Source organism: Blastococcus sp. KM273128 (assembly GCF_021698975.1).
Taxonomy (GTDB): domain Bacteria; phylum Actinomycetota; class Actinomycetes; order Mycobacteriales; family Geodermatophilaceae; genus Blastococcus.
The window spans coordinates 1-18,534 of record NZ_SSXA01000078.1 but is presented as its reverse complement, the minus strand read 5'-3'; the positions used below and the strand labels follow the sequence as shown (position 1 = coordinate 18,534).

Annotated in this window: 17 protein-coding genes; 11 read left to right on the top strand and 6 right to left on the bottom strand. The window is 75.1% G+C overall.

Annotated features, from left to right (window positions below; translation table 11 throughout):
* Positions 1–95: 95 nt before the first annotated feature.
* Positions 96–299, bottom strand: coding sequence for a DUF5703 family protein (locus E9529_RS17965; protein ID WP_236832636.1), 204 nt, complete (start codon positions 297–299; stop codon positions 96–98).
* A gap of 132 nt (positions 300–431) precedes the next feature.
* On the opposite strand from E9529_RS17965, the gene E9529_RS17960 reads away from it, so the two are divergent.
* From E9529_RS17960 to E9529_RS17950, 3 genes are all read left to right on the top strand, one after another.
* A complete protein-coding gene (locus tag E9529_RS17960) occupies positions 432–704 on the top strand; it encodes a hypothetical protein (RefSeq protein WP_236832635.1) in 273 nt (90 codons plus the stop codon).
* A gap of 181 nt (positions 705–885) precedes the next feature.
* Entirely contained in the window at positions 886–1,194 is a 309-nt protein-coding gene (locus E9529_RS17955) for a hypothetical protein (RefSeq protein ID WP_236832634.1), read from the top strand.
* 110 nt (positions 1,195–1,304) lie between these two features.
* Positions 1,305–2,096, top strand: coding sequence for a DUF2470 domain-containing protein (locus E9529_RS17950; protein WP_236832633.1), 792 nt, complete (start codon positions 1,305–1,307; stop codon positions 2,094–2,096).
* Here the strand turns inward: E9529_RS17950 and E9529_RS17945 are convergent.
* Together E9529_RS17945 and E9529_RS17940 are read right to left on the bottom strand one after the other, a co-directional pair.
* Complete coding sequence (locus tag E9529_RS17945; protein ID WP_236832632.1) at positions 2,093–4,045, bottom strand: AAA family ATPase; 1,953 nt, start codon at positions 4,043–4,045, stop codon at positions 2,093–2,095. The genes E9529_RS17950 and E9529_RS17945 overlap by 4 nt on opposite strands.
* The gene (locus E9529_RS17940; protein WP_236832631.1) at positions 4,042–5,022 is read right to left on the bottom strand and encodes an aldo/keto reductase; all 981 of its coding nucleotides are present in this window, start codon (positions 5,020–5,022) and stop codon (positions 4,042–4,044) included. The genes E9529_RS17945 and E9529_RS17940 overlap by 4 nt, the downstream gene beginning before the upstream one ends.
* A 161-nt stretch (positions 5,023–5,183) precedes the next feature.
* On the opposite strand from E9529_RS17940, the gene E9529_RS17935 reads away from it, so the two are divergent.
* The gene (locus E9529_RS17935; protein ID WP_236832630.1) at positions 5,184–6,053 is read left to right on the top strand and encodes an undecaprenyl-diphosphate phosphatase; all 870 of its coding nucleotides are present in this window, start codon (positions 5,184–5,186) and stop codon (positions 6,051–6,053) included.
* 54 nt (positions 6,054–6,107) lie between these two features.
* On the opposite strand, the gene E9529_RS17930 is transcribed toward E9529_RS17935, so the two are convergent.
* On the bottom strand, positions 6,108–7,652 hold the full coding sequence (locus E9529_RS17930) for a hypothetical protein (RefSeq protein WP_236832629.1): 1,545 nt from the start codon (positions 7,650–7,652) through the stop codon (positions 6,108–6,110).
* A gap of 138 nt (positions 7,653–7,790) precedes the next feature.
* On the opposite strand from E9529_RS17930, the gene E9529_RS17925 reads away from it, so the two are divergent.
* The 4 genes from E9529_RS17925 to E9529_RS17910 all read left to right on the top strand — a co-directional run bounded on the left by E9529_RS17925 (position 7,791) and on the right by E9529_RS17910 (position 10,343).
* Positions 7,791–8,492, top strand: a complete 702-nt coding sequence (locus E9529_RS17925; RefSeq protein WP_236832628.1) for a histidine phosphatase family protein — start codon at positions 7,791–7,793, stop codon at positions 8,490–8,492.
* Between the two features lie 62 nt (positions 8,493–8,554).
* Positions 8,555–9,106, top strand: coding sequence for a DUF3090 family protein (locus tag E9529_RS17920; protein ID WP_236832627.1), 552 nt, complete (start codon positions 8,555–8,557; stop codon positions 9,104–9,106).
* Positions 9,076–9,855, top strand: coding sequence for an SCO1664 family protein (locus tag E9529_RS17915; protein WP_236832626.1), 780 nt, complete (start codon positions 9,076–9,078; stop codon positions 9,853–9,855). The genes E9529_RS17920 and E9529_RS17915 overlap by 31 nt, the downstream gene beginning before the upstream one ends.
* Before the next feature lie 101 nt (positions 9,856–9,956).
* Positions 9,957–10,343 (top strand): VOC family protein, encoded by a 387-nt coding sequence (locus tag E9529_RS17910; RefSeq protein WP_236832625.1) that lies wholly within the window; start codon positions 9,957–9,959, stop codon positions 10,341–10,343.
* A gap of 44 nt (positions 10,344–10,387) precedes the next feature.
* Here E9529_RS17910 and E9529_RS17905 read toward each other — a convergent pair whose 3' ends face one another.
* Complete coding sequence (locus E9529_RS17905) at positions 10,388–11,104, bottom strand: maleylpyruvate isomerase family mycothiol-dependent enzyme (protein WP_236832624.1); 717 nt, start codon at positions 11,102–11,104, stop codon at positions 10,388–10,390.
* Between the two features lie 107 nt (positions 11,105–11,211).
* On the opposite strand from E9529_RS17905, the gene mshC reads away from it, so the two are divergent.
* Both mshC and E9529_RS17895 read left to right on the top strand, forming a co-directional pair.
* Positions 11,212–12,462 carry a cysteine--1-D-myo-inosityl 2-amino-2-deoxy-alpha-D-glucopyranoside ligase gene (gene mshC / locus E9529_RS17900; RefSeq protein WP_236832623.1) on the top strand — a complete coding sequence of 417 codons (1,251 nt, stop codon included), beginning with the start codon at positions 11,212–11,214 and terminating at the stop codon, positions 12,460–12,462.
* On the top strand, positions 12,462–13,502 hold the full coding sequence (locus E9529_RS17895; protein WP_236832622.1) for an HD domain-containing protein: 1,041 nt from the start codon (positions 12,462–12,464) through the stop codon (positions 13,500–13,502). Before mshC ends, E9529_RS17895 begins: the two co-directional genes overlap by 1 nt.
* A gap of 101 nt (positions 13,503–13,603) precedes the next feature.
* Here the strand turns inward: E9529_RS17895 and E9529_RS17890 are convergent, their stop codons facing one another.
* Positions 13,604–14,473 carry a PAC2 family protein gene (locus E9529_RS17890; RefSeq protein ID WP_236832621.1) on the bottom strand — a complete coding sequence of 290 codons (870 nt, stop codon included), beginning with the start codon at positions 14,471–14,473 and terminating at the stop codon, positions 13,604–13,606.
* A 216-nt stretch (positions 14,474–14,689) separates the two neighbouring features.
* Between E9529_RS17890 and metH the strand changes: the two genes are divergently transcribed.
* Positions 14,690–18,484, top strand: coding sequence for a methionine synthase (metH, locus tag E9529_RS17885; protein WP_236832620.1), 3,795 nt, complete (start codon positions 14,690–14,692; stop codon positions 18,482–18,484).
* Positions 18,485–18,534: the final 50 nt, after the last annotated feature.

Here is an 18,534-nt window from a genome sequence, read left to right as displayed (position 1 = left end):
GCGCTCACCGCCGTCATCTGGCACAACGACCACATCGGCGCACCCACCCCTCGATCACTGATCGCCTACGACCACTGACCCTTGGAATCGATCATCTAGGTGACGGGCTTCGGCAGGTAGGAGAGCCGCGCGCGGCGGCGGAGGATGACCTTGCGGGTCCCGTCGGCGTGCAGCTGGAGGCGGGCGAGCTCCCAGCCGCCGACGTCGGACTGCAGGCTGAGCATCGTGGCCGCTGCGGACCGGGAGGTCCCCGGTGGGATCCGCAGCGGCGCGAACTCGTACTCCCCGGCGGTGTCCATCGGCCCGATTGTGCCTGCCGTTCGCTTCCCGGGCACGTGTTCGTCACCTCGCTCACACCCCCCGGCCTGCCGGGACGGCGCCCGGGCGGCACGATGGGGCGCGGAACGCACCCGCTCCTGGAGGAGGACGACGTGACCGAGCCCGGTTCCCCGACCGACGTGCCCGACGCCGACCGCGCGGAGCAGGAGGCGTACCTCGAGCCGCCCGCGCCCACCCGCGCCGCGGAGGCGAGCTCCCCGGCCGGCGACGTCCCGGAGGCCGATGCCCTCGAGCAGCAGCTCGCGGCGCGCCCGGGCGAGGCCGGCGCCCCGCGCGGCCCCCTCGGCACCCGCGAGGCCGACGACGCCGATGTCCTGGAGCAGGACGCCGACGTGCCGCTGGACGACGAGGACCAGATCGGCTGAAGCCGGTCGCGCCCTGCCCACTCCGGCGGGGCAGAGTGCTACTGGCCGCGGGGCGGCATCCGTCGGCGAGGGCGCCCGGCCCGCACCGGCTCGATCCGTCGGCCGGGTGAATCCGCCGCCCCGGGCTGCCGCGCCGCCCGACGACCACCAGGGTGGACGGCACAGCGGGGAGGGAGCAGCCATGACGACGGACGGCGAGCGTCGCGCCGTGCCCGAGGCCGAGGTGCGCGCCGCCGGCGAGCGGTGGGCCCGCGCCGCGGGACTGCCCGCCTCCGTGCTGGACGAGCCGCGCGGCCCGTCGACGGCCGGCCGGTTGCTCCGCGGCCTGCTGCTCGGCGCTCTGGTGGGCGGTGTGCTGCTGCTCCCGGCCGCGCAGGGTCTCGCCGCCGCGCCCTGGCTGCTGCTCGCGCTCGTGGCCGGTGTGCTGGTGGGTCGCATCGCGCAGGACCGGCGCCGCGCGGGCGCGGGGGCGGTGCCGCGGCGGTCCTGAGCGCCCACGGCCGTGCCGCTTTGTGCACAAAGCGCCGCTCGGGGAGTCAGGCTGGCTGGCCGGAGGAGTCGACGTTTGGTTAGGCTGCCCTAACCCACCGAGGAGGGGTCATGCCCAGCAGCCCGACGCAGCCCGCACCCGAGCGCCCGGCCGCCGCTCTGCGCCCGGAACCCGCCGAGCGCGCCCGGACGGTCGCCACCCGCGCGGCGGCGACGATCTGCGCGCCCGGCGTCGAGGGCGGCCGCGTGCTGGCGCACACCGTCACCCGCGCCGGGCAGGTGCTGCTGCTCGTCCCGGCCGACGGGAACATCGCGGCCGCCGTCGAGCAGGCCCCCGACCAGGACCTCTCCGCGTTGCTGATGGTCAGCGACCACGCGCCGGTGCCGCTGCGCCGGCCGGTGCGGGCGCAGCTGTGGCTCTCCGGCTGGGCCACGCCCGTCCGCCGCGAGGACCAGCGCGCCGCGCTGCTCGCCTTCGCCGAGACCCGTCCCGCGGAGGTGCTCCTCGACGTCGGCCGGTCCGCCCGGCTGCTCCGGCTCGACCTGGCCGAGGTGGTGCTCGGCGAAGGCGGGGAGGGCGTCGACGTCAGCCCGCAGGACTTCGCCACCGCGCGCCCCGACCCGCTGGCCGCGGTCGAGGCCGACCACCTCCGCCACCTGGCCGGCAGCCACGCCGACGTCGTCGAGCTGCTGGCCACCCGCGTCCCGGCCGAGGTGGTGGGCCCGGCCGGCGTCGTCCGCCCGCTCGGGCTGGACCGCTTCGGGTTCCGGCTGCGCGTGGAGCGCCCCTTGGGGCACATCGACGTCCGCGTGCCCTTCGCCCGCCCGATCACCTGCGCCGGCCAGCTCGGGGCCGCCGTCGGCCGGCTGCTCTGCGCCGCCCGGGCGGCACGGCCGAGCTAGCCGGTCGCCTCGCCCAGCAGCCCGGCCAGCCGGGTGCGCCGCGGCCGGACGTCGACGTCGCGCACCGCCCGGGCCAGCGCCGCCCCGCTGGCGTGCACGACCGACAGGTGCCTCTGCGCCCGCGTGAGCGCCGTGTAGACCAGCGGGCGGGAGAGCATGCCGCCCGCCTCCGGCGGGAGCACCACAACGACGCCGGGCCACTCCGACCCCTGCGCGCGGTGCACCGTGATCGCCCACCCGTGGCGCAGGTCGAACAGCGCCTGCCCGTTCACCGTCACCGGCCCGGAGCTGAAGTCGACGGTCAGCGAGCCGTCGCCGGTGCCGGTGACCACCCCGACCTCGCCGTTGGCGAAGCCCACCGGCTCCAGGTCCATGTGGTTGGCGGTGGCCACCACGCGGTCACCCGGGTCGAAGCCGAACACCGCACCCTCGCCCGGGTTCAGGTGCGCCTTGAGCGCCTTGTTCAGCTCGATCGTGCCGGCCGGCCCGCGGTGCACCGGGGTGACCACCTGCACCGCGCCGGGGTCGATGCCGAGCGCCCGCGGGATCGAGTCGGTGACCAGCTGCACCACCCGCCGGGCGGCCTCCGCGCTCCCGGTGGCCGGGACGACGACCACCTCGCGGTCGGGGGAGTCGACCGGGGGCAGCTCGCCCCCGCGGACCGCCGACGCCAGCCGGGCGATCGCCCCGCCCTCGGCCTGCCGGTACAGGGTGGTCAGCTCGGTGACCGGGACCGCCCCCGAGTCGATCAGGTCGCCGAGCACGTGCCCGGGGCCGATCGAGGGCAGCTGCGCCGGGTCGCCGACCAGCAGCAGGTGGGTGCCGTCGGGGCAGGCCTCCAGCAGGGCGGCGGTGAGCTCGACGTCGAGCATGGAGGCCTCGTCGACCACCACGACGTCGGCGTCCAGCGGCCACTCCTCGTTGCGGGAGAAGCCGCCCGAGGCGCCCTGCGCGCCGAGCAGCCGGTGCACAGTCACCGCCGGGTGGTCGGTGAGCTCCTCCAGCCGCTTGGCCGCCCGGCCGGTGGGCGCGGCCAGCGCCACGTCGGTGCCCTTGGTCCGCAGCAGCTGCACGATCGCGGCGACGGTGCGGCTCTTGCCGGTGCCGGGCCCGCCGGTGAGCAGGCTGACGCCGGCCGAGAGCACCTGGGCCACGGCCTGCTTCTGCGCCTCGTCCAGGCCCTTGGCCACCGAGCGCACCGAGGCGGGGTCGGCGATCCGCTCCGCGGCGGCGGCCAGCCGGGCGACGTTCTCGGCGACCGCCTCCTCGGCCATGCCGTACCGGGCCAGGGAGAGGGTCCGCAGCGCGGGGTCGGGCTCGGGGAGCTCGTCGGCGTCCTCGTCGACGTCCGGCTCCGGCGGCTCGTGGTCCAGCACCTCGCCGGAGTCGACGGCGGCCAGGATCGCGGCGGCGGGGTCGGCGACGCCCTCCGCCTGCAGCGCCGCGACGACCAGGTCGACCGGCAGCACGGTGTGCCCGTCGCGGGTCGCCGTCCGCAGCGTGAGCCCGACGATCGCCCGCCCGCGCCGGGCGTCCTGCCGGTCGGCGCCCTTCAGCACGGCGATGGCCAGCCGGTCGGCGTCGGTGAGCGTCACCCCGGAGAGCCCCAGCAGCGCCCAGGGGTCGTCGCGCAGCCGGCGGGCGGCGTCCGGGCCCAGCGCGTCGGCGACGCCGGCGGCCAGCTTGGCGGGCAGGCCCGCGCCCACCAGCAGCTCGACCACCTCGTAGGTCGGCGCGGCGGCCAGGAAGCTGGAGAACAGCCGCTCGGCGCGCTGCCGGCCCACCCGCGGCAGCTTCAGCAGCCGGTCGGCGGTGACGTCGTCCGGGGTGGTGATGCCGGCCGCGGGCAGCTCGGCCGCGGCGCGCTTGCCCAGCCCCGGCCACAGCCCGGCGGTGCAGAAGGCGGCGAAGACCAGATCCGGGCCGGGGGTCGTCGGGTCGGCGCTCACCGGTCCGACCGGCGATCGGGGTAGCTGAAGTGCGGGGCGGAGACGTCCTCGAGCGCGGTGCGGATCGCCGCGGGCAGGCGGACGCTCTCGGCGTCGAGGCTGGCCTGCAGCTGCTGGGCGGTGCGGGCGCCCACCACCGGCGCGACGACGCCCGGCCGGTCGCGCACCCAGGCCAGGGCCACCGCCAGCGGTGTCGTCCCCAGCCCCTGGGCCGCGGTGATCACCGCCTCCACGATGCGGTCGGACGTGGCCGAGCGGAGGCCGTCGATGAAGCCCTGCCACTGCGGGGAGGCCCCGCGGGACTCCGAGGGCGTGCTGTGCCGGTACTTGCCGGTGAGCAGGCCGCGGCCCAGCGGCGACCAGGCGAGCACGCCCAGGCCCAGCGCCTCCGCGGCGGGCACGACCTCGCGCTCGACGCCGCGCTGCAGCAGCGAGTACTCGACCTGGGTGCTCACCAGCGGGGTGCGGCCCGGCCACGCCTTCTGCCAGGTCGCGGCCTGGGCGGTCTGCCAGCCGGTGAAGTTGCTGACGCCGACGTAGCGGGCGCGGCCCGAGGAGACGGCGAGGTCGCAGGCGGCCAGCGTCTCCTCCAGCGGCGTCGTCTCGTCCCACGCGTGCAGCTGCCAGAGGTCGACGTAGTCCAGGCCCAGGCGCTCCAGCGACGCGTCCAGCGCCGAGACCAGGTGCCCCCGGGAGGCCCCCCGCCCCATCGGGCCGGGCCCGGTGCGCCCGGCCGCCTTGGTCGCGACCAGCACCTGGGACCGGGGGACGACGTCGGCGAGCAGGTGGCCCAGGGTGCGCTCGCTCTCGCCGTCGCAGTAGACGTCGGCGGTGTCCACCAGCGTGCCCCCGGCATCGACGAAGGCCGTGAGCTGCATGGCGGCCTCGTCCTCGTCGGTGTCGCCGCCCCAGGTCATCGTGCCCAGCGCGAGCCGGGACACGATCAGACCGCTGCGCCCCAACGCCCGTTGCTCCACGACCGGCCAACCTACCGCCGCCGGCCGCCCGCCACGCGGGACCACCGGCGGCTCCGGGGCGGCGCGCCGGGCGTCCGGGGCCGACGCCCTAGGGTGAGCACCCGTGCCCGCACGTTCCTGCTCCCGCCCGGCTGCCCGCGTCCTGACCGGGGGGTGCTGAGGTGGGCTGGCTCGAAGCCGTCGTCCTGGGCATCGTGCAGGGGCTGACCGAGTTCCTGCCCATCTCCTCGAGCGCCCACCTGCGCGTCGTGGGGGAGGCGTTCGGGTGGGAGGACCCGGGCGCGGCCTTCACCGCGATCACCCAGATCGGCACCGAGGCCGCCGTCCTCCTGTACTTCCGCAAGGACATCTGGCGGATCATCACCGCGTGGGTGGCCTCCCTCGGCGGGCGCCGGAAGGGCGACCCCGACGCGCGCATGGGCTGGCTGATCATCGTCGGGAGCATCCCGATCGTCGTGCTCGGCCTGCTGTTCCAGGACGACATCGAGACGACGCTGCGCGACCTGCGCCTCGTGGCGTTCATGCTGATCGCCTTCGCGCTGGTGCTGTGGTGGGCCGACCGGGTGGGCGCCAAGAAGCGGGAGCTCGCCGACCTCACCGTGCCCCACGGCATCACCTACGGCTTCGCCCAGGCCATGGCGCTCATCCCCGGCGTCTCCCGCTCCGGCGGAACCATCACCGCCGGCCTGTTCCTCGGCTACTCCCGCTCGGCGGCGGCGCGCTACTCGTTCCTGCTGGCCATCCCGGCCGTGCTCGGCTCCGGCTTCTTCCAGGCCTACGAGGCGCTCAGCGGTGACGTGGCGGGGCCGGGCATCAGCTGGGGGCCGACCGTCCTGGCCACGGTGATCGCGTTCGGGGTCGGGCTGACCGTGATCGCGTGGCTGCTGCGCTACCTCGACCGCGGGAGCTTCCTGCCGTTCGTGGTCTACCGGATCGCGCTGGGGCTGCTCATCCTCGTGCTGGTCGTGACCGGCGTCCTCGACCCGGCGGGGTCCACCGCCGACATCAGCCCCTCGACCGTCCCGCGCTGACCGCTGCGGCGCCCCGGGCCGGACGGGGCTCCGGGGGGCCGCGGGTCGGGCGGCTCAGCCCTCCGGGGTCGCGTCGAGGTCCAGCGTCCCGATCATCGCGTCGAGCACCTCGACGTTGCGCGCGTGGTCGAACCGCGGCAGCCCCACGGTGTCGGCGACGAGCGTCCGCGGGCCGTCCTCGCCCTCATCGAGGGCGATGGCGTACCGGGTCGACGGCGTGCCCTCGGGCCAGAACGTCTCCCCGGTGGCGGTGCGCTCGATCCGGACGGCGTCCCGGCCGTCGACGGTCAGCTCCCGGCGGGCCTGCTCCCCGGGCTGCTCCTGGACCACCCGGTCGAAGGCCACCGGCTCGACCGAGAAGGCGATGGCGGCCACGCGGACGTCGGTGGCGTCGGGCACGTCGAAGTCCTGCGGCGAGAACCGGCTGCAGGCCGGCACGGTCTCACCGGCGTTGACCGACCAGTCCGCGGGGTGGTCGACGGCGAACCCGGCCGGGCTGGTGCACCGCTCGCCGAGGGTCACGCCGTCGGGCTGCCGGTCGAGGACGTCGACGACGATCCGCTGCGGGTCGGACAGCCGGGCGACGGCGAACGGCCGGCGCTCGTCCAGGCCGGCGTAGAAGGAGTACCGGCCCTCGAACAGCGTGTCGGCGACCAGCGCCTGCAGCGTGCTGGTGCCGGCGATCTCCAGCCGTTCCTCGCTCTTCCAGGGCGTCACGCCCTCGGGCGCGTCGTCCGGGTACAGCAGGTTGGACAGCGTGATCCCGAGGGTGGCATCGCCGGGGACCTCCAGCGGGTGGCCCGACCCCGCGCTGCGCGGGTCCTCGGTGTAGCCGACCTCGTAACCGGCCTCGCCGTCACCGGCGAGCTCGAGCACGATCCGGTCGAAGCCGTCGTGGGCCCCCAGCCGGACGTCGGTCAGCACCACCGCCGACCCGGTGGCCTCGACGTCGACGTCGGCGGTGCCGCCCTCGCCGACCGGCTCGAGGCCGCCGCTCCCACCCGGCCCGTGCAGGACGTCGACGACCAGCCGCGCCGGGTCGGAGAAGGTGGTCACCCCGAAGGGCACCCGCTCCTCGAGCCCGATCGTCCAGGCCAGCATCGCCTCGAAGTCGCCGGTCTTGACCGCCTCCGTGACGACCTGGCCGCCGGGGGCGGTGATCTGGTCCCGCCCGGTGTAGGTCTCGCGGGCCTCCTCGCCCGACAGGTCGACGCCGCTGGCGGGGCTGACCCGCACCTCGAGGAAGGCCGAGCCGGCCACGCCGACCTCCCGGCCCGAGCCGTCCTCGGTGATCGGGGGCTCGACGTAGCCGACCCGGTAGCTGGGCACGTCGTCGCCCTCGAACTCGAGGACGAACCGGTCGAAGTCCTCGTGCCCGGCCGCGCGCACGTCGGTCAGGTAGGCCGGGGAACCCCCGCCGGGGAAGTCCCCCTCCTCCACGGTGGCCGTACCGGGGTCACCGACCGGGGGGAGCGGCGTCCCGGCTGCCTGCGGCGTGCCGGGGGGATCCGGGACGGCGGTCGGGGACGGGGTCGTGGTGGCGCCGGTGGTCACCAGCAGGGTGCTGGCGCCCAGCCCGGCGAGCAGCAGTCGCATCATCGCGATCTCGCTTCCGGTCTCGGGTGTCCGGTCCTCCTGGGACCTGCCCGGTCCTGGCACCCGGGAACCCGGCCCCCCGGCCCGTCACGTGATCGTCATGCGCGCTGGACGCGGCGGCGCACCGCCTACGCTCGCCCGGTGACCACCGTCATCCTGCTGCGGCACGGCCGGAGCACCGCGAACACCGGCGGGGTGCTCGCCGGCTGGACCCCCGGGGTCGAGCTCGACGAGACCGGCCGCGCGCAGGTGCGGGCGGTGGGGGAGCGGCTGGGACAGGTGCCGCTGGCCGCCGTCGTCAGCAGCCCGCTCGAGCGGTGCCGGCAGACCGCCGGTGCGGTGCTCGGCGGGCGCGACCTCGAGCTCGCGACCGACGACCGGCTCGGCGAGGCGCGCTACGGCGACTGGACCGGGCGGCCGCTCGAGGAGCTGGCCAAGGAGCCGCTGTGGAAGGTGGTCCAGCAGCACCCCTCGGCCGCCGTCTTCCCCGGGCCGGAGGGGGAGGGGCTCGCCCAGACCCAGGCGCGGGCCGTCGCCGCCGTCCGCGAGTGGAACGCCCGCCTCGGGCCGGACGCGGTGTGGCTGGCCTGCAGCCACGGCGACGTCATCAAGGCGGTGCTCGCCGACGCCCTCGGGCTGCACCTCGACCAGTTCCAGCGGATCGTGGTCGACCCGGCGTCGATCTCGGTGATCACCTACACCGAGACCCGCCCGTTCGTGGTGCGGATCAACGACACCGGTGGCGACGTCGCCGCGCTCGTCCCGCCCCCGCGCAAGGGCCGGCGCCGGCGCAAGGCGGACTCCGACGCCGTCGTCGGCGGCGGCGCGGGCGCGACCGCCTGACCCCTTCCCGGCGTGCTCGGCGCACGGGAGGCGGGGGTCGTCCCACCGCGTAACCTGGGCGCGTGCCCCGCCAGGTCCATCTCTTCGATCGCCCCAGCCGGTTCGTCGCAGGGACGGTGGGCCAGCCGGGGGACCGCACGTTCTACCTCCAGGCCACCGACGACAGCGGGCGCACGGTCAGCGTCGCGCTGGAGAAGAACCAGGTGCAGGTGCTGGCCGACCGGATGGACGACCTGCTCGACGAGGTCAGCGGACGGGGCGGCACGGTCATCCCGCCGGAGGCCGACGTCGACGACCTGGAGCCGCTCACCGCGCCGGTCGACGAGGAGTTCCGCGTCGCCGCGATGGGGCTGGCCTGGGACGGCACCGAGGAGGCCGTCGTCGTCGAGGCGGTGGCCGCCGGCGAGGAGCCGATCGAGGAGGACGTGATCCTCTCCGACAGCGAGGAGGGGCCCGACGCGCTGCGCGTGACCATCACCCCCATGGCCGCGCGCGCCTTCGTCGCCCGCGCCCGCCGGGTCGTGGCCGCCGGGCGCCCCTCCTGCCCGCTGTGCTCGCTGCCGCTGGACCCCGTGGGCCACGTGTGCCCCCGGCAGAACGGCTACCGCCGCTGAGCGGGGACCCCGCCGAGGACGTCGTCCTCCGGCCGCCCGCCGGGGACGAGGAGGCGCGGCAGCTGCTGGTCGAGGGCGAGATCGACCTCGAGGGCCGCATGCTCGACGCGTCCAACGTGACCCTCGTCGGCACCATCCGGTGCGGCGACGTGGTCGCCGAGTGCGTCTACAAGCCGGTGGCGGGGGAGCGACCGCTGTGGGACTTCCCCGACGGGACGCTCGCCGGCCGGGAGATCTCGGCCTACCTCGTCTCGGAGGCGACCGGCTGGCGGATCGTCCCGCCCACCGTGCTGCGCGAGGGGCCCTTCGGCCCCGGCATGGTGCAGCTGTGGGTGGACGGCGACGACGAGGTCGACCTGGCCGCGTTCGTGCGCCGCGACGACCCGGCGCTGCGCCGCATGGCCGTCTTCGACGCGGTGGTGAACAACGCCGACCGCAAGGGCGGGCACATCATCCCGCTGCCCGGCGGGCACGTGCACGGCGTCGACCACGGCATCTGCTTCTCCGCCGACCCCAAGCTGCGCACCCTGCTGTGGCGCTGGGCGGGCAAGCCGCTGACCGGCGAGGCGGTCGAGGTGCTGGAGCGGCTCGCCGAGGAGCTGCGCGGCGACCTCGGGGAGCAGCTGCACGAGCACCTCACCCGGACCGAGGTGCGCTGCACCCAGCGGCGGGTGGCCGAGCTGCTGCGCACCGGCCGCCACCCCGAGCCCAGCGGCGAGTGGCCCGCCCTGCCCTGGCCACCCTTCTGACTGTCGCCCTCCGGCCCCCGCTCGCGACGCCGGCCTCGCGGGGGCGGCTCCTGCGCCTCCTCGGGGAGCCTCCGGCCCCCGCTCGTCAGCACAATGCCCGCATGCCGCACCGGAGCCGACTGTCGATCCTCCTGCTCGACCTCCCGCCGGAGCACCACGCCGCCGGTACCGCCTTCTGGGCCGGGGCCACCGGCCGCACCGCGCGACCGGACGCCGAGGACGAGAAGTGGGCGTCGCTGGGGTCGTTCGCCGACGGGTGGCACGTCGAGGTCCAGCGGACCGGGGAGGGCACACCGCCGCGCTGGCACGTCGACGTCGAGACCGACGACATCCCGGCCGAGGTGGCCCGGCTGGAGGCCCTGGGCGCCACCCGCCACCGGGACATGGGCTCGTTCTGGCAGCTGCTCGACCCGGCGGGGCTGGTGTTCTGCGTCGTCGGCGTCCAGACCGGCGAGGAGTTCGACCGCCACGCGGTGACCTGGCCGTGAGCGGATCGGGCCGTACGAGGGGGAGCGACGCCGCACCCGCCCCGTCACTCCAGGCGGACGAGGTCGATCATCGCGGCCGCCTGCAGCCCGTCGCCGTCGACGGTGAGCACCTCGAGCGGCACCCGGCGCCACGCCGCCAGCAGCAGGTCGCCGGCGGTGCCGGTGAGCGCGGCGATCGGGAAGGGCTTCGTGCCGGGGAAGAGGGTGCGCTCGGCGTCGGCGTCCACCGCGTGCAGGACGACGGGGTGCGCCTGCGGGGGCGGGCCGTCGGGCAGCGTGCCCGGGACCATGACCTCCAGCCACTCGTCCAGCCCGTCCAGCGCCACCGCGGTCGGGATGGGCCGCACGTCGCCGAGCACCTGCTCGACGTCGACGGTGTGCACGGTGGCCTCCTGCAGCTGCCGCCGCAGGACGAAGGCGACGTCCTTCCGGGGCGCCCAGGTCCACACCCGCTCCGCGGGGTCTGCGCCGGCCAGCGCTGCCTCCAGCTCCGCGCTCTGCGCGATGACGTACCCGAGCAGCTCGTCGTCGGGGTGCCGCTGCGGCTCGACGTAGGCGGAGGGGTCCTGGGCCCGGGTGCGCACCACCCAGGCCCAGAAGTGCTGCACCTCGCCCAGGTGCCACACCAGGTCGGCGAGCGTCCACTCGGGGCAGCCGGGCACGCGGGCCCGCCAGCCGTGGGCGAGCACCGCCTCGGCGGCGGCGTCGGCGAACCGGGCGTCGACCCGCCGCAGGGCCGGCAGGTACTCGGTCAGCTCCATCGCTCCTCCTCGTGGACGCCGGTGGGGTGCACCCGGCCGACCTGGCGTGATGACCCGCACGGGCGTGCGGGGCAGGGGCCGTCGGACCACGCCTCTAGGCTCGTGCCGTGCTCTCCTGGCCCGCCCCGCTGCTGCCGACCCTGCCCGGCACCGGCCCCGTCCTCAAGGTCTACGACACCGCGCGCGGCGAGATCGTCGCGACGACGCCGGACCGGACGGCGCGGATGTACGTCTGCGGCATCACCCCCTACGACGCCACCCACCTCGGCCACGCGGCCACCTACCTGGCCTTCGACCTGGTCAACCGGGTGTGGCGGGACGCCGGCCACGCCGTCCACTACGTGCAGAACGTCACCGACATCGACGACCCGCTGCTCGAGCGCGCCGAGCGCGACGGCGAGGACTGGATCGTCCTGGCGATGCGCGAGACGGCGCTGTTCCGCGAGGACATGACCGCGCTGCGCGTCCTGCCGCCCGAGGACTACGTGGGTGCGGTGGAGGCGATCCCGCGCATCGTGGCGCACGTCGAGCGGCTGCTCGACGACGGGCTGGCCTACGTGCTCGACGACGGCACCGGCGACGTCTACCACGACGTCGCGCAGGCACCCGGCTTCGGCACCGAGTCCGGCTACGACGAGGCCACGATGCTCGCCCTCTTCGCTGAGCGCGGCGGTGACCCGGACCGGGCGGGCAAGCGCAACCGGCTCGACCCGATGCTGTGGCGCGGCGAGCGACCCGGCGAGCCGGCGTGGTCCGGCCCGCGAGGCACGCGGGGCCGCCCGGGCTGGCACGTCGAGTGCGCGACCATCGCGCTGGACACCATCGGCATGGGCTTCGACGTCCAGGGCGGGGGCAGCGACCTGGTCTTCCCGCACCACGAGTACTCCGCCGTGCACGCCGAGGCGCTCAGCGCCACCAAGCCGTTCGCCCGGGCCTACGTGCACGCCGCGATGATCGGCCTGGACGGCGAGAAGATGAGCAAGAGCCGCGGCAACCTGGTCTTCGTCTCCCGGCTGCGCGGCGAGGGCGTCGACCCGATGGCGATCCGGCTCGCGCTGCTCTCGGGCCACTACCGCACCGACCGCGCCTGGACCGGCGACCTGCTCACCGAGGCCGAGGAACGGCTGGCCACCTGGCGGTTCGCTGCCGGGCGCGACGCCGGCGCACCCGCCGGCCCGGTGCTGCACGGGCTGCGCGAGCGCCTCGCCGACGACCTCGACAGCCCGGGCGCCATCGCCCTGGTCGACGCCTGGGCCGCGCGCACGCTCGCCGGCGGCGACGACCTCGAGGAGCACGCCCCGCAGGTGGTCGCCGACGCCGTCGACGCGCTTCTCGGCGTGGACCTCCAGGCCGGCTGATGACCACCGCCCCCGGCTCCTTCCGGCTGACCGACCGGGCTGCCCGCGAGCGGGCCGAGGAGCAGCTCGCGCCCGCCGCCACGCGGGCGGCCGGCACCCGGGGGCGGGCCCGCCCCGAGCCCGAGGACGCGCTGCGCACCGCCTTCGAGCGCGACCGCGACCGCATCCTGCACGCCAAGGCGTTCCGCCGGCTCAAGCACAAGACGCAGGTCTTCCTCCACCCTGACGGCGACCACTTCGTCACCCGGCTCACGCACACGCTCCAGGTGACCCAGGTGGCGCGCTCGCTGGCCCGGGCGCTCGGGCTGAACGAGACCCTCGCGGAGGCGATCGCGCTCGGGCACGACGTCGGGCACTCCCCGTTCGGGCACATCGGCGAGGAGGCGTTCGACCCCTACGTGCCCGGTGGGTGGCACCACGCGGCACAGGGGGTGCGGATCGTCGAGGTGCTCGAGGACCTCAACCTCACCTGGGAGGTGCGCGACGGCATCCGCGCGCACAGCTGGAAGATCGACCCGCCGCCGGACACCCGCGAGGCCGAGTGCGTGCGGTACGCCGACCGCATCGGCTACCTCTCCCACGACGCCCTGGACGCCGCCCGGGCCGGGGTCATCCGGGTCGCCGACCTGCCCGCCCAGGCGCTCGCCGTGTTCGGGCAGCCCGGCAGCGAGATGGTGGGCTCGATGATCGACGCCGTCGTCGCGGGCTCGCTGGCCGACGGCGGGCGCGTCGTCATGGCCCCCGAGCCGCTGGCGGCCATGCACGAGCTGCGCGCGTTCATGTTCGCCCGCGTCTACGCCTCCGACGTCGCCGCGGGGCAGAAGCACCTGGCGATCGACGTCATCCGCCGGCTGGTCGACCACCACCTCGCCCACCCGGAGCTGATCCCGGCCAGCTACCGCGACACCGCGGCCGAGCCGCTCACGCAGGTCGTGGACTACGTCTCGGGGATGACCGACCGGTTCGCCCTCGCGACGCACGACCGGCTGTTCGACGCCGACGCCTCGGCGCAGATGCGCCCGCTGCTCACCCAGCGCTGAGACCGGCCGGACCCGCTGCCGGGTGTCGGCAGGTGGTCGTCTCAGCGGCGCCGAGGCAGCCACCGGCCGACGGTCGACGTCGAGCTGCGCGGGGGGCGGCGTCAGGCCCCGCCGGCGGGGCCGCCGCGGCGGCGCAGGTACCGCTCGAACTCGCGGGCGATCTGGTCGCCGTTGGCCTGGGAGAGGTCGACCTCGGTGGCCCGCTCCTCCAGGGAGCGCACGTACTCGACGACCTCGGCGTCCTCGCTGGCCATCTCGTCGACCGTCTTCACCCAGTCGTCGGCCTGCTGCGGCAGCGCGCCCAGCGGCACGGTGATCTCCAGGACCTCCTCGACCCGCTGCAGCAGCGCGACGGTGGCCCGCGGCGAGGGCGGCTGGGAGACGTAGTGCGGCACCGCGGCCCAGAAGCTGATCGCCGGCAGCCCCGACTGCACGCAGGCGTCCTGGAACACGCCGAGGATGCCGGTGGGGCCCGTGTAGCGGGAGGTCTCCAGCCCGTAGGCGCGGGCCGACTCGCCGTCGTAGGCCGAGCCGGTCACCGGCGTGGGGCGGGTGTGCGGGGTGTCGGCCAGGAGCGCACCCAGGGCGACGACGATCGAGGCGTCGAGCTCGTCGAGGATCTCCAGCAGCTCCTCGCAGAAGCTCCGCCACCGCATGTTCGGCTCGATCCCGCGGATCAGCACCACGTCGCGGTCCAGCCCCTCGGGCCGCGCCACCGAGATGCGGGTGGTCGGCCACTCGACCCGCCGGCTCACCCCGTCGACGAGGGAGACCGTGGGCCGGTTGACCTGGAAATCGTAGTAGTCCTCGGGGTCCAGGGCGGCCAGGGGCTTGGCGTCCCAGATCAGCTCCAGGTGCTCGACGGCCCCGGTGGCGGCGTCCCCGGCGTCGTTCCAGCCCTCGAACGCCACCACGACCACCGGGTCGGTGAGCTGCGGCAGGTCATCTGCGTCGGGCTTCGGATCGATCACCTCTGCCAGCCTACGTCGATCCCGCCGCCCCGCCCGGTGCACGCCTGCGGTCGTCCCACCGGCGGGGGACCGGGGCCCGCGACGCCTCCTGCACCCCGGGTACCCCGGGTGCGAGAATGGGTGCCGCCATCGGGAACGCCCAGGCCTGGGCCAGCCCGCCGGGGTGACGGAGCGCGAGGCCCGCACGCCCATCGAGCAGAACCTCTGGGGAACACCGTGTCCGAGTCACCCGACCTCCGCCCCGATGCGACAGCGGCGCTCACCGCCCTGCTGCAGCAGCGGATCCTGGTGCTCGACGGCGCCATGGGGACGGCGATCCAGCGGGACCGCCCCGACGAGGCCGGCTACCGCGGGGAGCGTTTCGCCGACTGGCCCACCGACGTGCAGGGCAACAACGACCTGCTGAGCATCACCCGGCCCGAGCTGATCGCGGGCATCCACCGCGAGTACCTCGAGGCCGGCGCCGACCTGGTCGAGACCAACACCTTCAACGCGACGACGATCTCGCTGGCCGACTACGGCATGGAGGAGCTCGCCTACGAGCTGAACGTGGCCTCGGCCCGGCTGGCCCGCCGCGAGGCCGACGCGATGACCGCCCGGACGCCGGGGCAGCCGCGCTACGTCGCCGGGGCGATCGGCCCGACCAGCCGCACGGCGTCGATCTCGCCCGACGTCAACGACCCGGGCGCCCGCAACGTCACCTTCGACGAGCTCGTCGCGGCCTACCTCGAGCAGGCGACGGGCCTGGTCGACGGCGGCGTCGACGCCCTGCTGGTCGAGACGATCTTCGACACGCTGAACGCCAAGGCGGCGATCTTCGCGCTGGAGGAGCTGTTCGAGCAGCGCGGCCGCCGCTGGCCGGTGCTCATCTCCGGCACGATCACCGACGCCTCGGGGCGGACGCTGTCGGGGCAGGTCACCGAGGCCTTCTGGAACTCCGTCCGGCACGTGCGGCCGCTGCTCGTGGGGCTCAACTGCGCGCTCGGCGCCGAGGAGATGCGCCCCTACCTCGCCGAGCTCTCCCGGGTCGCCGACACGTTCGTCTCCTGCTACCCGAACGCGGGGCTGCCCAACGCCTTCGGCGAGTACGACGAGACGCCGGAGCAGACCGCCGCGGTCGTCGCCGAGTTCGCCCGGGCGGGCCTCGTGAACCTCGTCGGCGGCTGCTGCGGCACCACGCCGGAGCACATCGCGGCGATCGCCCGGTCGGTGGCGGGCACGGCCCCGCGGACGCCGGCGCAGACGCGCCCGGCGCTGCGGCTGTCCGGCCTCGAGCCGCTCGTGGTCACCGGCGAGTCGCTGTTCGTCAACGTCGGCGAGCGCACGAACATCACCGGCTCCGCCCGCTTCCGCAACCTGATCAAGGCCGGCGACTACCCGGCGGCGCTCACCGTCGCCCGCCAGCAGGTGGAGGCCGGCGCCCAGGTCATCGACGTCAACATGGACGAGGGGATGATCGACGGCGTCGAGGCGATGGACCGCTTCACCAGGCTGATCGCCGCCGAGCCCGACATCTGCCGCGTCCCCACGATGGTCGACTCCTCGAAGTGGGAGGTCATCGAGGCCGGCCTGAAGAACGTCCAGGGCAAGGCCATCGTCAACTCGATCTCGCTGAAGAACGGCGAGGAGGAGTTCGTCCAGCAGGCCACCCTGTGCCGCAGGTACGGCGCCGCCGCCGTCGTCATGGCCTTCGACGAGCAGGGGCAGGCCGACACGCTGGAACGGCGGATCGAGATCTGCCGGCGGGCCTACGACGTGCTCACCGAGCGGGTCGGCTTCCCGGCCGAGGACATCATCTTCGACCCGAACGTCTTCGCCGTCGCCACGGGCATCGAGGAGCACGCGCGCTACGGCCTGGACTTCATCGAGGCCACCCGCTGGATCAAGCAGAACCTGCCCGGCGCGCTGGTCTCCGGCGGCGTCTCCAACGTCTCGTTCTCCTTCCGCGGCAACAACCGGGTGCGGGAGGCGATCCACGCCGTCTTCCTGTTCCACGCGGTCGCCGCCGGCATGGACATGGGCATCGTCAACGCCGGCGCCCTCGAGGTGTACGACGAGGTGCCCGCCGAGCTGCGGGAGCGCATCGAGGACGTCGTCCTCGCCCGCCGGCCCGACGCCACCGAGCGGCTGCTGGAGATCGCCGGCGACTACGCCGGGGACGGCGCCGCGCGGGAGGTCGCCACCGAGGAGTGGCGCGCTCTGCCGGTCGGGGAGCGGATCACCCACGCCCTGGTCAAGGGCATCGACGCGCACGTCGAGGACGACACCGAGGAACTGCGCCGGGAGATCGCCGCGCGCGGGGGGCGGCCCATCGAGGTCATCGAGGGCCCGCTGATGGACGGGATGAACGTCGTCGGCGACCTGTTCGGGGCCGGGAAGATGTTCCTGCCCCAGGTGGTGAAGTCGGCCCGCGTGATGAAGAAGGCCGTCGCCTACCTGATCCCGTTCATCGAGGCGGAGAAGCGGCCCGGCGACGCCGAGCGCAGCAACGGCAAGGTCGTCATGGCCACCGTGAAGGGCGACGTGCACGACATCGGCAAGAACATCGTCGGCGTCGTCCTGCAGTGCAACAACTACGACGTCGTCGACCTCGGGGTCATGGTGCCGGGGCAGCGGATCCTGGACGCCGCCAAGGAGGAGGGCGCCGACATCATCGGCCTCTCCGGCCTGATCACGCCGTCGCTGGACGAGATGGTGAACCTGGCCGCGGAGATGGAGCGGCAGGGCTTCGAGATCCCGCTGCTCATCGGCGGCGCCACCACCTCCCGGGCGCACACCGCCGTCAAGGTGGCGCAGAAGTACCACGGCCCGGTGATCTGGGTGAAGGACGCCTCGCGGTCGGTCCCCGTCGTCGCCGCGCTGCTGTCGGACGAGCAGCGGCCCGCGCTGCTGGCCGAGACCGAGGCCGGCTACGCGGCGCTGCGGGAGCGCCACGCCGCCCGCCAGGACAGCCGCCGCCTGCTGCCCCTGGAGCAGGCGCGGGCCGCCGCGACGCCGCTCGACTGGAGCGGTTACACCCCGCCGCGCCCGCGGATGCTGCTCCAGCAGGCGAAGGACGTCTGCGAGGGGCCGGCCTGCGCGCTGGGGGAGGCCACCCAGTTCGTGCGGCACTTCCACGACTACCCGCTGGCCGAGCTGCGGGGGTACATCGACTGGCAGCCGTTCTTCAACGCCTGGGAGATGCGCGGCCGGTTCCCCGACATCCTGCACAACCCGGCGACGGGGGAGGCTGCCCGGCGGCTGTACGAGGACGCCCAGGCGATGCTCGACCGGATCGTCGGGGAGCGCTGGCTGCGGGCCAGCGGAGTCCTCGGCCTGTTCCCGGCCAACCGGGTCGGCGGCGAGGACATCGAGGTCTACACCGACGAGTCCCGCACCGCCGTCCGGGCGACGCTGCACCAGCTGCGCCAGCAGACGGAGGGCCGCGACGGCTCGCCGCGCAAGTCCCTCGCCGACTTCGTCGCGCCGAAGGAGACCGGCCTGCGCGACTACGTCGGCGCGTTCGCGGTGACCGCCGGGCTGGGCTCGGCCGAGCGGGTGGCGGCGTTCAAGGCGGAGCACGACGACTACAGCGCGATCATGCTCGAGGCGCTGGCCGACCGGCTGGCCGAGGCGTTCGCGGAGCGGCTGCACGAGCGGGTGCGCCGGGAGTTCTGGGGCTACGCCGCCGACGAGTCGCTGGACAACCAGGCGCTGATCGCCGAGCAGTACCGCGGCATCCGCCCCGCCCCGGGCTACCCGGCCTGCCCGGAGCACACCGAGAAGCTGACCATCTGGGAGCTGCTCGACGTCGAGGCCGCCACCGGCATCCGGCTCACCGAGAGCCTGGCCATGTGGCCGGGCGCCGCGGTGAGCGGTCTGTACTTCGCCCACCCGCAGGCCCGCTACTTCGTGCTGGGCCGGGTGGGCCGCGACCAGGTCGAGGACTATGCCGCCCGCAAGGGGTGGACCGTCGCCGAGGCCGAGCGCTGGCTCTCGCCCAACCTCGGCTACCGCACCGAGGACGACTGAACCACGAGCACGTCGGCGTGGGCGGGGGAACGGCGGCTGGTGAAGGGGTG